The organism is Aliihoeflea sp. 2WW (genome assembly GCF_000497755.1).
Taxonomy (GTDB): Bacteria; Pseudomonadota; Alphaproteobacteria; order Rhizobiales; family Rhizobiaceae; genus Aliihoeflea.
In genome coordinates this window covers 429049-442273 of sequence record NZ_AYOD01000001.1, presented here as the reverse complement: position 1 = coordinate 442273, position 13225 = coordinate 429049, and the positions used below count along the sequence as shown (strand labels likewise).

The 13225-nt window shown below is 64.0% G+C and carries 11 protein-coding genes and 2 tRNA genes; 10 read left to right on the top strand and 3 right to left on the bottom strand.

From position 1 onward, the window contains the following. Positions 1 to 159: 159 nt before the first annotated feature. Positions 160 to 1464 carry a nicotinate phosphoribosyltransferase gene (pncB, locus tag ALII_RS0102175; protein WP_024585697.1) on the bottom strand — a complete coding sequence of 435 codons (1305 nt, stop codon included), beginning with the start codon at positions 1462 to 1464 and terminating at the stop codon, positions 160 to 162. 73 nt (positions 1465 to 1537) lie between these two features. Further along, positions 1538 to 2398 carry an RNA methyltransferase gene (locus ALII_RS0102170; protein ID WP_024585696.1) on the bottom strand — a complete coding sequence of 287 codons (861 nt, stop codon included), beginning with the start codon at positions 2396 to 2398 and terminating at the stop codon, positions 1538 to 1540. Positions 2399 to 2595: 197 nt separating this feature from the next. On the opposite strand from ALII_RS0102170, the gene ALII_RS0102165 reads away from it, so the two are divergent. The 4 genes from ALII_RS0102165 (at position 2596) to ALII_RS20915 (ending at position 4994) form a co-directional block, all read left to right on the top strand. Continuing rightward, a tRNA-Tyr gene (locus ALII_RS0102165) sits at positions 2596 to 2680 on the top strand. 34 nt (positions 2681 to 2714) lie between these two features. After that, a tRNA-Gly gene (locus ALII_RS0102160) sits at positions 2715 to 2788 on the top strand. A 126-nt stretch (positions 2789 to 2914) separates the two neighbouring features. After that, positions 2915 to 4288, top strand: a complete 1374-nt coding sequence (locus ALII_RS0102155) for a tyrosine-type recombinase/integrase (RefSeq protein WP_029660106.1) — start codon at positions 2915 to 2917, stop codon at positions 4286 to 4288. 157 nt (positions 4289 to 4445) lie between these two features. Continuing rightward, positions 4446 to 4994, top strand: coding sequence for a hypothetical protein (locus ALII_RS20915; RefSeq protein WP_024585694.1), 549 nt, complete (start codon positions 4446 to 4448; stop codon positions 4992 to 4994). Positions 4995 to 6142: 1148 nt separating this feature from the next. Here the strand turns inward: ALII_RS20915 and ALII_RS0102140 are convergent. Further along, positions 6143 to 7102, bottom strand: coding sequence for a LysR family transcriptional regulator (locus ALII_RS0102140; RefSeq protein ID WP_024585692.1), 960 nt, complete (start codon positions 7100 to 7102; stop codon positions 6143 to 6145). Positions 7103 to 7248: 146 nt separating this feature from the next. Between ALII_RS0102140 and ALII_RS0102135 the strand changes: the two genes are divergently transcribed. From ALII_RS0102135 to ALII_RS0102110, 6 genes are all read left to right on the top strand, one after another. Further along, complete coding sequence (locus ALII_RS0102135) at positions 7249 to 8031, top strand: ABC transporter substrate-binding protein (RefSeq protein WP_024585691.1); 783 nt, start codon at positions 7249 to 7251, stop codon at positions 8029 to 8031. Positions 8032 to 8101: 70 nt separating this feature from the next. After that, positions 8102 to 8749, top strand: coding sequence for an amino acid ABC transporter permease (locus ALII_RS0102130; protein WP_024585690.1), 648 nt, complete (start codon positions 8102 to 8104; stop codon positions 8747 to 8749). A gap of 10 nt (positions 8750 to 8759) precedes the next feature. Then, complete coding sequence (locus ALII_RS0102125) at positions 8760 to 9419, top strand: amino acid ABC transporter permease (RefSeq protein ID WP_024585689.1); 660 nt, start codon at positions 8760 to 8762, stop codon at positions 9417 to 9419. Continuing rightward, on the top strand, positions 9416 to 10180 hold the full coding sequence (locus ALII_RS0102120) for an amino acid ABC transporter ATP-binding protein (protein WP_024585688.1): 765 nt from the start codon (positions 9416 to 9418) through the stop codon (positions 10178 to 10180). Before ALII_RS0102125 ends, ALII_RS0102120 begins: the two co-directional genes overlap by 4 nt. Positions 10181 to 10188: 8 nt before the next feature. Next, positions 10189 to 11841: a N,N-dimethylformamidase beta subunit family domain-containing protein gene (locus tag ALII_RS0102115; RefSeq protein WP_173401381.1), complete on the top strand. Its 1653-nt coding sequence runs from the start codon at positions 10189 to 10191 to the stop codon at positions 11839 to 11841. Further along, positions 11838 to 13223 (top strand): aspartate aminotransferase family protein, encoded by a 1386-nt coding sequence (locus tag ALII_RS0102110; protein ID WP_024585686.1) that lies wholly within the window; start codon positions 11838 to 11840, stop codon positions 13221 to 13223. The genes ALII_RS0102115 and ALII_RS0102110 overlap by 4 nt, the downstream gene beginning before the upstream one ends. Positions 13224 to 13225: the final 2 nt, after the last annotated feature.

The following is a 13225-nucleotide window of genomic DNA, read 5'->3' as shown; positions in this document are numbered from 1 at the left end:
CTTATCGTATCTACTCACGAAACGGGCTGCGGCGAGCAGCGGCTGCGGGCAATCGAAAAGTCGTCTTGCCCGCATGTGAGCATCGCGGCCGGCGCATTTCAAGCCGCTATTTGAGCAATTTCGCCGGTTGCGCGAATTTTGATCAACAACGTTGATTTATCATACGGTTACCGGCTGTCTTACACGTTCCTTTCCACCGAATACGCGCAGATAGCGCTCGATTTCGGCAGCGTCGCCGGTCGCCTTTTCCGGATTGTCCGAAAGCTTGACGGCCGGCCGGCCGTTGACGGACGTCACCTTGCAGACCAGCGAGATCGCCTTCAGCGCCTCGTTGCGCTCAGGCGCACAGTCGTGGAAATCGTTGGTCAGGTTCGTGCCCCAGCCGAACGCCATGCGCACGCGGCCGTTGAAATGCAAATACGCCCGCTCGATCGTGTCGACGTCGAGCCCGTCCGAAAAGATGATCAGCCGCTCCTTCGGATCGATGCCGTGCTCCTCCCACCAGCGAATGATGCGCTCGCCGCCCTCGATCGCCGGCGCGCTGTCAGGCCGAAAACCGGTCCACTGGCCGACCCAGTCCGGCGCCCCGCGCAGGAAGGATTCGGTGCCGAAGGCGTCGGGCAGGACGATCAGGAGGTTGCCGCCATAATAACTCTGCCAGTCCTGCAGCACGCGATACGGCGCGGTCTTCAGTTCGGCATCCGAATTCGCCATCGCCGCCAGCACCATCGGCAGTTCGTGCGCGTTGGTGCCCAGCGCCTCGAGGTCGGTGTCCATGGCCAGGAGCACGTTCGACGTGCCGGTAAAGGAGGGGCCGATGCCTTCCTTCAAGGCTTCCACGCACCAGCGCTGCCACAGATGGGAATGCCGCCGCCGCGTGCCGAAATCGGAGATGCGCAGGTCCGGATAGGCGCGCAGCCGCTCGACCTTTCCCCACACCCGCGCCTTGGCGCGCGCATAGGTCACGTCGAGCGCGAACCGGCCCATCGATTTCAGCGCCGCGCGCGAGCGCAACTCGTTGATGATCGCCAGCGCCGGGATTTCCCACATCGTCGTGTCGTGCCAGCGGCCGTGAAAGGTCAGCTCGAACTGGCCGTCCTTGCGCGTCAGCTCATATTCCGGCAGCCGGAAATCGGCCAGCCAACGCAGGAAGTCGTGCCGGAAAATCTGGCTCTTCCCATAGAACGTGTTGCCGCCGAGCCAGATCATCTCTTTCTTGGAGAAGCGCAGCGAGCGCGCATGGTCGAGCTGCGCGCGCAACTCCCCCTCGTCGATCTCGTCGGCCAGACGCACGGTCTTCGTCCGGTTGATCAGCGTAAAAGTCGCATCGACATCCGGATAGACGCCCCGGATCATCTGCAGCATGAGGAGCTTGTAGAAGTCCGTGTCGAGCAGGCTGCGGATGATGGGATCGAGCTTCCAGGTGTGGTTGTAGACCCGGCGCGCGATGTCGGTCTTGATCATGATGCGTGTCTTCTTCCCTCAGCGCCTTTCGCGCTCCCGGGGAAGGCCAGCACGAAAGCTGGCCAAACTCAAGTTACCCCGTTTGGCCCAGATGCCGGTGGGCGGCATAAAGCGAGATCGCCGCTGCGTTCGACACGTTGAGCGAACGGATCGCGCCGGGCATGTCCAGCCGGGCGAGGGCGGAAACCGTCTCGCGCGTCTTCTGGCGCAGCCCCTTGCCCTCGGCGCCCAGCACCAGCGCGATGCGTTCCCCGGCAAACGTCTCTTCCAGCACCGCCGGCCCGTCCGAATCAAGCCCGATTGTCTGGAATCCGAGTTCGGCCAGTTCCCCGAGCGCATCGGCGAGGTTTCGCACCTCGATATGGTCGACATGCTCCAGCGCGCCGGAGGCCGATTTCGCCAGCACGCCCGATTCCTGCGGGCTGTGCCGCCCGGTGGTGATCAAGGCGCCGGCCGAGAAAGCGACGGCCGAACGCATGATGGCGCCGACATTGTGCGGGTCCGTCACCTGGTCGAGCACCAGAAGCAGGCGCGTCTCCTTGAGGTCGCCGAGCCGCTTCGGCTTCAGCGGCATTGCTTCGAGCAACGCGCCCTGGTGGACGGCGTCGGAGCCGACCAGCTTGTCGATCTCCCGCGGCTCGACGATCTCGGCCGGGTAGGGCAGGTCCAGCGGCTCGGAAAGTTCAAGCCGCGCCAGCGCATTGCGCGTCACCATCAGACGGGTGATCTTGCGGCGCGGATTGTCCAGCGCCGCGCGAACGGTATGGATGCCGTAAAGCCGCACGGAGCCGTCTTCGGGCTGCGCACCGGGTTCGATCGGCGCGCGCGGCCGGAAGACCGGACCGCCGGCCTTCTCGTCGCGAAACTTGCGGCGCAGCTTTGCGAAATGGGTGTCCCGCGCCGTGCCGGCGGGAGGCGTCTTCTTCTCGCTCATGGCCCTCTATAGCGAGCGCGACGGACCTTGGACATGGGGCGACGCAAGGTCATGGCGAATTTCTGGACAATTGGCGCGGCCGCGGTTGACAGCATTTCGCGCTGCCGCCATAAGGCCCATCGCGGATTTGGCTTGGATTTCGGTCTCGGCAGGGTCTGCAAGCCAAGCCTCGTTGCACGGCTCCGATGTGGTCTGACGGAGGGGTGTCCGAGTGGTTAAAGGAGACGGACTGTAAATCCGTTCGCTATGCGTACGCTGGTTCGAATCCAGCCCCCTCCACCACCGGCCCACATCGAAAGTTGAACCTGCACGTGAGGCGGGTATAGCTCAATGGTAGAGCAGCAGCCTTCCAAGCTGAATACGCGGGTTCGATTCCCGCTACCCGCTCCAAATTTCCTCTCCGAAGGCGCCAGAAAGCCCGGTTTCGCAATGGTTGCGTTCTGGGCCTGCCATTGTCCTGTGTCCTTTTTTGGGATACATTCTGGGGATACATCTGGCAACGGAGGAGTTCGTGTCATGCGGCTTTGCCGGGTAGCAGACCCCGACCGGTACCTGATGCCGCGCAGCGGCATCTATTACTACTGGCGGCGGATACCGTCCCCGGTGGCGCGACTGGATTTCCGGTCCCGCTCCGGCCTGGTGCGAATTTCCCTGAAGACCGACGACCTGTGCATGGCGCGACGGAAGCGCGACGTGCTCGAAGCAGCTGACAATGACTACTGGTCGGCGCTCCTTGTCGAGGAGGGCGGCGAAGGGGAGGCGGCGCTCAGGCAGCACAGGGCGGCCGTCCGCCGCGCCGAGGCGCTGGGATTTGCCTACCGCACGAGCGCCGAGATCGCTTCCGGGCCGTTCGAGGACCTCGTCCGGCGGGTGCTCGCAATCCTGCCAGAGGCGACGCCGCCTGCCGTCGAGGCAGCCGTGCTCGGCCGCGAAGACCGTCCCGAGGCCTCCTGGGACGACGCACTGGAGGTATACAAGACAGAAATCGTCTGGAGCGAGCTAGCGAAGAAAAGCCCAGGCCAGCTCAAACGCTGGGAGACCACGCAGAGGCGTGCCATCGCCAACCTGATGCAGGTGATCGGCGACAAGCCGGTCACGGAGACAACGCGGGAGGACGGCCGCGCATTCTACAAGAACATGCTGGACCGTGTCGCTCCGAAAGACCCGAGCCAGAAACCAGTGTCGGCTTCGACCGGCAACAAGCAGCTCTGCGCCGTCCGCAGGCTCTACTCGGCCTATTTCGAGCACCTGGGTGGCGATCACGGCAGGAGCAACCCGTTCTCTGGCTTCGGTTTCAGCGAAAGCAAATTGCGCACGCGGGACTCGTTTACCTGCGATTGGATCAGGGACCGGATACTCGCACCCGGTGCTCTTGCCGGAATGAACGACGAACTGCGGGCCATCACGCTGGCTCAAGTGGAAACGGGCTGCCGCCCGGGTGAACTCTGCAACATCGCGCCGGAGGACATTCACCTGGACGGGGACGTTCCCTACATCCATATCCGGGCGCGGACCACCCCGGGTGACAAGCGTCAGTTGAAGACCAAACAGTCGGACCGGGAGATCCCGTTGGTAGGAGTCAGCTTGGAGGCGATCCGGCGGCATCCTCGCGGCTTCCCCCGCTACAAGGACAAGGAGAGCACGTACTCGGCGGCCGCCAACAAGTACTTCGCTAAAAACGGTCTAAAGCCGAGCCGCGCGCACACCGTCTATTCGTTCAGACACTCCTTCGACGACCGTTTGCTCGAAAGCGGCGTCGACTTGGAGGTGCGCGCGGTGTTGATGGGTCACAAGATCGAGAGGCCGAGATACGGCAAGAAGGGATCGCTGGCCTTCCGCGAGCGGATCCTCAGCAGGATGGCTTTCGATTTCGACCCGGCGATCGTCTGACGGCGCGTGCTCGGCGCGGACGTCCTCAGCAGCCGGCCGGTCACTGTCCCGTCAAAGGGTCGTGGCAGCGCCGGCACCCCGCAGGCTCAGGCGAGAAGGGATGGCCTTGCATCCTCGCCGACGCCGGCGGCAACTGATCTTCGGAAAGGAGATCGCAATGCGCGTAATGCTAAATCCAGCCGCGGTCAGAGCGTTCCTCGTACCGGGCGCCTTGGCCGGGATGAACGACGAGGCGCGCGGGATCACGCTCGCGCTCGTCGAGACCGGATGCTTCCCCAAGGAAATCTGCGACGTTACGCCGGAAGACCTGTCGCTGGACGACGGCTGCTCCTTTATCTACATCCGGAACGAGCTATTCGCGCCGAGGCGGCGCCGGATTCCGCTCGTCGGGGTCGCGCACGCCGTGTTCACCCGGAATCCGGCCGGTTTTCCGCGCTACCGCGGGAACACCCGTTCCTACTGCGCCCACGCGTCCCGTTGCCTGCGAGAGAACGGTCTTCTGTCCCGCGGCCAGTCGATCGTCGGGCTCAGAGGCGCGATGCATGAGCGCCTGCTCATGAACAAGGTCGGAGGGCCGGTGCGGGAGGCCATACTGGGTTACCGGCACGAGGGCGGATGGGACGAACTGGCACTCGAAGTGCCGCTATGCGAGCGCCGTGAGGCGCTGAGGGCGATCGCCTACGATTTCGACCCATCAATCGTCTGAGCCCGCGCGAGTGTTGCCGAATATGGACTGCTCTGCCACGCTCCGAACTAGTTCATGGAGATGACCACCGCGTCAGTTCCATGGTCGTCTACGCAGGAAGCCGGACCGTCCTTTTCAGCAGCGGCGGGGGCGTTGGGGATAGAAGGGGACTATAGCCTTAGGGGGCTAGATTTCCTAGAACGTGATGGTTTGGTCCTTTGGCAGGCCGGCTCTCCGCTGTCCGAGCCGTGCCCGGATTTGCTGCAAGACGGCCGCCTTCCGCCGCATGGCCGCGAGCTCGGCGTCCAGCCTCTCGTAGATCGGAAGGTAGGCCGCGCCTGCTGGATCCCGGGCAATCGCGAGCGCTACCCGGTCGAGGCAGCATTCAAGCAACTCCGCCGTCACCGGAGGGCAAGAGTGTCCTGAGTTCCGTCGCGGACCTTCTTCCATATCGGACCGAGGTTTCCTGCGCTTCTGGTTTCGGTCATGGCGGACCCGCCGAGACCGCATGCCATCCTGCATCTGCCTAGTCCGCACCGGCGGCTCTGGATGCTTGCGGCCTGGCAAACGAATGTCTCGAAGCGTAAACACGAAGACCGAAAAATTCACGCCGGTCATTCGGCCTATTGAACCAGCAGCGCCTCTGTCATTACGACGATGCCATAAGTCTACCGGGGTCGAGAACGACGCGATTCCTCTAACCAGTCACCTGCGTGGTTCGGAATCCCCGTGACAAGCACATGATGCGCGAATGAGTCACCTTCGAGGGGGCGCCGGAAATGCGTCGCTGACGATTCCAATCTCTATTCGTATTGACGTCAGCCAAGGCGCCGTCACCACCCCAGGCGGGGTCCAGGCCTCGCGAGAGCGGAAGGCATCCCGAAGGATTCGCCGATGACGATGCCCGACGCCCTCTCTTGCCGGGCAAGACCGCAATCAGGCGTCCAACAACCGAGCGTCATCGGTCAGGTGTAGCAGCCGTCGGTGCTGGAACGAGTCCTTGAGCCCAGGAAGAGGCCGAACTTGAATAGCTCGCCGTCGTGGCCCGGTCTTGAGATCGACAGCGTCAGCGATCTACGCTACGAGCTATCTATCCCGAGTGCCGTTGATGCCAGTCACGCACCCCGCTTGTCACTAGACCGCGGTCCTGGCAACGCACCGCATGACGATCAGGCGCCGTAGGTGCGGTCTACGAATGGGGTCTGTTCAATCAGCTCACTCAATCCGCCGATCAGCGCGCGTTCGGCGCGGTTGAGTACCTTCTCCGCGTTCGTCAGCAGGTAGATGTCAATCGCGGGCGAGGCGGCGTACGGGGGAAGGGGCCACAGCAGGCCGTCGGCGACGTCGCGGCGCGCGACATGGAGCGGCAAGGGGCCGATGCCCAATCCTGCCAGGATCATCCGCCGGACCTCCTCCAGGCTCGAAGAGACGCCGACGACGTTGGCGTCGAGCTTTGCCTCGCTGCGCAGAAGCGCCACCGGACGAAGCGCGTCGGAGATGTGGTCGGTCTGGAAAGACACCGAGGATTCGCCCTCCAGGTCCGCCAAGGTGAGGTTCTGGCGCCCGTACAGCCTGTGGCCGGGGCCGCAGAAGAAGCCAAAGAACTCGCGGTAAAAGGCGAGATAGTCGAGTGCGGGATCGCGCTGGCTGACGAGGCATATGCCGAACGAGGCGCGCCGCTCGCGCACCTGTTTGGCGACCTCGACGCTGGGCGCGACGGATAGCGTGATGCTGGCGCGCGGATAGGTGCGATGGAAGTCGCCGAGCGCGCGGTCGAGGAGCGGCGAGACGACATGGCTCGCCAATGCGATAGTGACATGGCCGGTCACGTCATCGCTGACGCCCCGCATCAGAAGCGGAAGCTGCGAAATGGTGCCGAACACCTCGACGCTCTGTTCGTAGAGCAGGCGGCCGACATCCGTAAGTTCGAACCGGGTCGCGTCGCGCTCGACCAGCTTGCGCCCGAGCCTAGCTTCGAGGCGGCGGAGCGCATTGCTCACGCTCGGCTGCTTGAGGTTTAGGCGCTCGGCCGCGCGGGTGATGCTCTTAACCTCCGCAATGACCACGAACGTCCGCAGCAGGTTCCAGTCGAGTTCCCAGATCAGTCGATCGTTTCGTGACGGCAGCATTCTCGAAATCTATCCTGATTATTTCCATTATCTATTTGCGCAATGGATATGACAAGGCAAGGATGCCGTTCGGTTGCGTCGCTGGACGCGTCCCAAGAATGACAATCAATTCGCGCGCCACATCCAGAGGAACAAAGGAAAGCCGAATGAAATCGCTTCTCTCCGGCATCGCCGCCGCCGGCCTGCTGATCGCCTCCGCCTTCGCGGTATCGTCCGCCATGGCCGAAGACCTCGAGGCCATCAAGTCGGCCGGCACCATGAAGATCGCCATGACCGGCCAGTATCCGCCGTTCAATTTTGTCAACGACCAGAACGAGGTCGTCGGCTTCGACGCGTCGGTCGGAATGGAAATCGCCAAGCGCATGGGCGTCGAGGGCGAGATCGTGACGACGGCCTGGGACGGCATCATCGCCGGGCTGCTCGCCAACAAGTTCGACACCATCGTCGGCTCGATGACGATCACGCCCGAACGCGAGAAGGCCGTCGACTTCGTCGGCCCCTATTATCACGCCGGCCGCGCGGTCTTCGTCATGGAAGACGCCGAAGTCCAGGCGCTCGATGACCTGAAGGGCAAGACGCTCGGCGTGACGCTGGGCGAAACGCACGAGAAGTGGGCGCGCGAGCAGGGCGGCTGGGACATCCGCACCTACAAGGGCCTTCCCGAGCTGATGCTGGAACTGAAGGCCGGGCGCGTCGACGCCATCGTAGTCGACAACATTCCGGTGATGGTGGCCATCAAGGAAACCGGCGACAAGATCCGCCGTCTCGACACGCCGGACATCGAAGGCGGCAGCGTCGCCATCGGCATCGCGATCCGTAAGGACAATCCGGAACTCAAGGCAGCCATGCAGGCCGCACTCGACGAGATGATGGAAGACGGCACCTACGAAAAGATCGCCATGGAATGGGTCGGCAGCGACATTCGCTGATCCCGCGCCCATGAGACTTCCGGGCCGATGACCGGCCCGGAAGCTCCCTGATTTGCCCGGAGTTCTCCGCATGGACCTTGCGCTGATGCAGCGCGTCTTCCCGTTCTTCCTGGAAGCCGCCCTGGTCACGATCCAGATTTCAGCCCTGGCGCTTGGGCTCGGCCTCGTGGTCGCAGCCCTTGCCGCTTCGGCGAAGCTGTCGCGTTCGGCGCCGCTGCGGATGATCGGGACGGTCTATGTCAGCGTCTGGCGGGGCACGCCGTGCCTGATCCAGCTCTTCATCCTCTATTTCGGCGGACCGCAGATCGGCATCAATCTCGAGCCTTTCGCCGCAGGCGTTATCGGGCTCGGCATGAACATCGGCGCCTACATGGCCGAATCAATCCGCGGCGCGGTTCTTGCGGTTGATCGCGGCCAAGCGGAAGCGGCGCGCACGATCGGCTTCGGACGGCTCGACACGATGCGCCGGGTGATCCTGCCGCAGGCCGCGCGCCTGATGATCCGGCCGCTTGGCGTCAACGCGGTCGCGCTGGTCAAGGGATCGGCGCTCGTCTCGACGATTTCGGTCATCGAGATGACCTATACAGCGCAGCGCTTCATCGGCTCCACCTACAAGCCGTTCGAGATCTTCGCCGTCGCGGCACTCCTCTACATGATCATCGTCTACGCCGTCGCCCGCACCGTCGATCTGATCGACAAGCGCTACGAAATCGTCTGAGGGGCGGCAGATGCAAGGCTTGGATTTCTCCGTCGTCCTTCCCTATTCGGGCATCCTGTGGATGGGGGTCTGGTGGACGGTCGTGCTCACCGTTTCGTCGGCTGTCGTGAGCTTCATCTTCGGCATCGTCTTCGCTGTCACCCTTCTCTATGCGCCGAAAATCGTCACTTATCCCGTCCGGTCGTTCATCTGGCTGTTCATGGGAACGCCGCTGCTCCTGCAGCTCTTCCTGATCTATTACGGCCTCGTCCAGATCGGCATCGACATCCCGGCACTTGCCGCCGGCATCATCGGGCTCGGCCTGCATTTCGCCGTCTACAATGCCGACATCCTGCGGGCCGGCATCGTCGCGGTCGATCCGGGCCAGGCCGAAGGCGCGCGCAGCATAGGCTTCAGCCGGTTGCAGACGCTGCGATACGTCGTGGTGCCGCAGGCCGTGCGCAACACCGCACCGCCGATCGGCAGCAACATGATCGCGCTCCTGAAGGAATCCTCGCTCGTTTCGGTCATCGGCATCGCCGAACTCGTCCACGCCGCCCAGCTCGGCATCAGCGAGACGTTCCGTCCGTTCGAGTTCTACCTCACAGCGGCGGCGCTCTATTACATCTTGAATCTCGTCCTCGAAGCGGGCCTGCGCCGGGTCGAACGGAAAGTGGAGGTCTCGCGATGACCGATTTGCGGCCGATGGTCGAAGTGAAGGGCGCGCGCAAATCCTTCGGCGCGCTCCAAGTGCTCAAGGGCATCGACCTGTCCGTCGATCGCGGCCAGATCGTCGCAATCATCGGGCCGAGCGGTTCTGGCAAGTCGACCCTGCTGCGCTCGATCAACCATCTCGAAACGTTGAACGCGGGCGAGGTCTGGCTCGACGGGGAGCTGGTCAACCAGCCACTGAAGGGCAGGGCCTTCGAGCGGCACATCAATGCGGTGCGCCAGCAGATGGGGATGGTGTTCCAGCACTTCAATCTGTTCCCGCACCTCAGCGTGCTCGACAACATCACCATGGGACCGATCGTTCTCAAGGGAACGAGCAAGCGCGATGCGCGTGGCTTGGCCGAAGAGCTTCTCGGCAAGGTCGGGCTTGCCGAGAAGATCGACGAATTTCCCTCGCGGCTGTCCGGCGGGCAGAAGCAGCGCGTGGCGATCGCCCGCGCGCTGGCCATGCAGCCCAAGGTCATGCTCTTCGACGAGGCGACCTCGGCGCTCGACCCCGAACTCGTCGACGAGGTCAACGCGGTCATGAGGCAGCTTGCCGCCGAGCACATGACCATGCTGATCGTCACCCATGAAATGCGCTTTGCCGGCGAGGTCGCCGACCGGGTGCTCTTCATGGATGGCGGGGTCGTGGTCGAGGAGGGCGTGCCGCAAGACATGTTCCGCGCGCCGCAGCACGAACGCACCCGCACCTTCCTGCGCAAATATCTCGCCGCCTGATGGACGCCATGAGCAAGAACGACTTTCCCGATTTCGGGCTGACGCCCGAGCAGCGCCGCGAGGCTGTCCTCGGGCACTATTACGAGTATCCCGGCATGGACGGCGAGCGCGGTGAGATCTGGTGCTATACGGATGCCTATTCCTATGCACCGGGCGCGACCGTCCGGCTGCAGGTCAGCTCGACCGCCGAGCGATATCGCATCGAGATCGTGCGTGACGGTGGCGTCGAGACGCCGATCTTGCTGCGCGAGAACCTTTTCTCTCGCTGGCACGAGACGCCGGACCAATGCTCGGTCACCGGCTGCGGGTGGGAGACGTCGTTCGAATTCCCGGTCGATCCGGACTGGCCGTCAGGCGGCTACCGCCTCACGCTGACGGCCGAGGGCCGCGACGGCAGGCCGATCCACTGCCATCACTTCTTCATCGTCCGCCCCTCGCTGGGCCGCAAGCCAGGCCGGGTTTTGCAGGTCGCCGCGACCGGCTCCTGGACCGCCTACAACACCTGGGGCGGATCGAACCACTATCAGGGCATCACCGGCCCGGACCGCAACCAGTATGCGACGACGGTCAGCATCGAGCGTCCGTTCTGCCGGGGCTTCGTCGTCCTGCCGCCGGACGCGCCGCGCGTGCCGCTCGAAATCCATACGCCGGTCGCCACCGCACCGCGCTACCCGCACATGGAGTGGGCCTACGCCAACGGCTATTCCAAGAAATACGCGTCGTCCGGCTGGGCGAGTTATGACAGCCACTTCTTCCGCTGGGCCGAACGGCAGGGCTACGGCGTCGATCTCGTCAGCCAGCACGAACTCCATTTCACGCCGGAAATCCTGGAGGGCTACGATTGCGTCGCCTTTCTCGGCCATGACGAATACTGGACATGGGAAATGCGCGACGCGGTCGATGGCTATGTCGAGCGCGGAGGCAGCGCCGCCCGCTTCGCCGGCAACTTCATGTGGCAGACGCGTCTCGAAGACGGCGGCAAGCGGCAGGTCTGCTACAAATACCGCGCCCGCGCCGAGGACCCGGTGTTCCAGTCGGGCGATCCGACGCGCATGTCGGGCTCGTGGGAAGACGAGGCGATCGGTCGTCCGGGCGCGCTGACTTTCGGGCTCAACGCCACTTCGGGGCTCTATGTCGGCTGGGGTGGATGCGCACCGCGCGGCGCGCGCGGATTTCCCGTCTACCGACCCGAACACTGGGCGTTCGTTGGCACCGGCATCTATTACGGCGACATTCTCGGATCCGAGGGCCACGCCTTCGGCTACGAGGTCGACGGGCTCGACTACGTGATCCGCGGCGGGTTGCCCGAACCGACGCCCGAAAGCGGAGCGCCGGAGGGCCTTCAGGTGCTGGCGCTCGGCATGTCGTCGCTGAAGGAGGAAAGCGCCGACATCGCCGCAGATGACCAGTTCCTTTCCGACGCCGACGCCAAGTTCGTCGCCCGCACGCTCGTCGGCGACGATGGCGAGGCCGCCGTCGACCGCGTCAAGCGCGGCTGCGGCATGATCGTCAATTTCACGCGCGGCCAAGGTGAGGTCTTCCACGCCGGAAGCTGCGAATGGGTCGCGGCGCTCAAGCGCGGCGACGCCATGGTCGAGCGCGTTACCGCAAATGTCCTCGACCGCTACCTCGGGTCCTTTCCACGACAGGCGCATCCATGACCGCTGCCACACCCTTCGCTCTTTCCAACGAACCGCCGCGCCCGGCCTCGCACCTCTTCTACATGACGCGCCTTCGCCGTCCGCTCGTCGACCGGGCGGAAGGCATATATCTGTGGGATACGCAGGGCCGGCGCATGATCGACGGGTCGAGCGGGGCGATGGTGGTCAATGTCGGTCACGGCAACCGCAACGTCATCGACGCCATGAAACAGCAGATGGAGCGCGTGACCTTCGCCTACCGTCTGCATTTCGAAAACGAACCTGCCGAGGAACTTGCGCGCCACATGGCCGAAAAGATGCCGGGCGATCTCGACCGCATTTTCTTCGTCTCGGGCGGGTCCGAAGCGGTCGAATCCGCGATCAAGCTGGCGCGGCAGTGGGCGGTGGTCACCGGACAGGCGAAGCGCTGGAAGGTGATTTCGCGGTTCCCCTCCTATCACGGCGGCACGATGGGCTCTCTTGCCGTGACGGGCGACCTCGCATTGACCGAAACGTTCGCGCCGCAGATTCGCGACATGCCGACCATTCCCGCGCCGCGCGCCTATCGCGACCGCGACAATTTCTCGATGGAGGAGCGCGGGCTTCGCTACGCCGACATGCTGGAGGAAAAGATCCTCGCCGAAGGTCCCGAAAGCGTGCTTGCCTTCATCATGGAGCCGATCGGCGGCGCCGCTACCGCAGCGCTTGTTCCGCCCGACAGCTACTTCCCGCGCATCCGCGAAATCTGCGACAAACATGGCATCCTGCTCATCCACGACGAGGTAATGACCGGGGCAGGGCGCACCGGGCGCTATCTAGGCGGCGACCACTGGAACTGCCGGCCCGACATCGTCACGCTCTCCAAGGGAATAGGTTCCGGCTACGCGCCGCTCGGCGCGATGGCCGCGTCGCGGCGGCTGGTCAAGCCGGTGCTCGACGCCGGCGGCTTCCAGCACGGCTATACCTATGCCGGCAATCCGCTCTCTTGCGCGGCGGGGCTGGCAGTGCTTGACGAAACCGAGCGTCTCGGTTGCGTCGAGAACGCCGCAGCGATGGGCGAGCTACTGAAGAGCGAGCTCGAAGCTCTTTCGACGCGCTATCCGTTCGTCTCGGGCGTGCGTGGCAAAGGATTGTTGATCGGCGCCGACCTTGTCGCGGACCCTGAGACCTTCGCGCCGCTGCCGAAGGTGAAGAGCGCCAACCAGCGCCTGATCGACCTTGCCTACGAACGCGGCATGATCGTCTATTCGCGGCGCATCCGCGGCGACGGCATCGAGGGCGACAATTTCATCCTCGCGCCACCGCTCATCATCACTGCGGCGCAGGTCGGCGAAATGGTCGCGATCCTGGCCGATACACTCGACGCGCTCGCCGCTGAGCTCGATCTTCCCGTCAATCGCTGAAG

Excerpts from the sequence above, each read along its gene's own strand:
- pncB (WP_024585697.1), bottom strand. The coding sequence starts at position 1,464 with ATGATCAAGACCGACATCGCGCGCCGGGTCTACAACCACACCTGGAAG.
- ALII_RS0102170 (WP_024585696.1), bottom strand. The coding sequence starts at position 2,398 with ATGAGCGAGAAGAAGACGCCTCCCGCCGGCACGGCGCGGGACACCCAT.
- ALII_RS0102155 (WP_029660106.1), top strand. The coding sequence starts at position 2,915 with ATGCGGCTTTGCCGGGTAGCAGACCCCGACCGGTACCTGATGCCGCGC.
- ALII_RS20915 (WP_024585694.1), top strand. The coding sequence starts at position 4,446 with ATGCGCGTAATGCTAAATCCAGCCGCGGTCAGAGCGTTCCTCGTACCG.
- ALII_RS0102140 (WP_024585692.1), bottom strand. The coding sequence starts at position 7,102 with ATGCTGCCGTCACGAAACGATCGACTGATCTGGGAACTCGACTGGAAC.
- ALII_RS0102135 (WP_024585691.1), top strand. The coding sequence starts at position 7,249 with ATGAAATCGCTTCTCTCCGGCATCGCCGCCGCCGGCCTGCTGATCGCC.
- ALII_RS0102130 (WP_024585690.1), top strand. The coding sequence starts at position 8,102 with ATGGACCTTGCGCTGATGCAGCGCGTCTTCCCGTTCTTCCTGGAAGCC.
- ALII_RS0102125 (WP_024585689.1), top strand. The coding sequence starts at position 8,760 with ATGCAAGGCTTGGATTTCTCCGTCGTCCTTCCCTATTCGGGCATCCTG.
- ALII_RS0102120 (WP_024585688.1), top strand. The coding sequence starts at position 9,416 with ATGACCGATTTGCGGCCGATGGTCGAAGTGAAGGGCGCGCGCAAATCC.
- ALII_RS0102115 (WP_173401381.1), top strand. The coding sequence starts at position 10,189 with ATGAGCAAGAACGACTTTCCCGATTTCGGGCTGACGCCCGAGCAGCGC.
- ALII_RS0102110 (WP_024585686.1), top strand. The coding sequence starts at position 11,838 with ATGACCGCTGCCACACCCTTCGCTCTTTCCAACGAACCGCCGCGCCCG.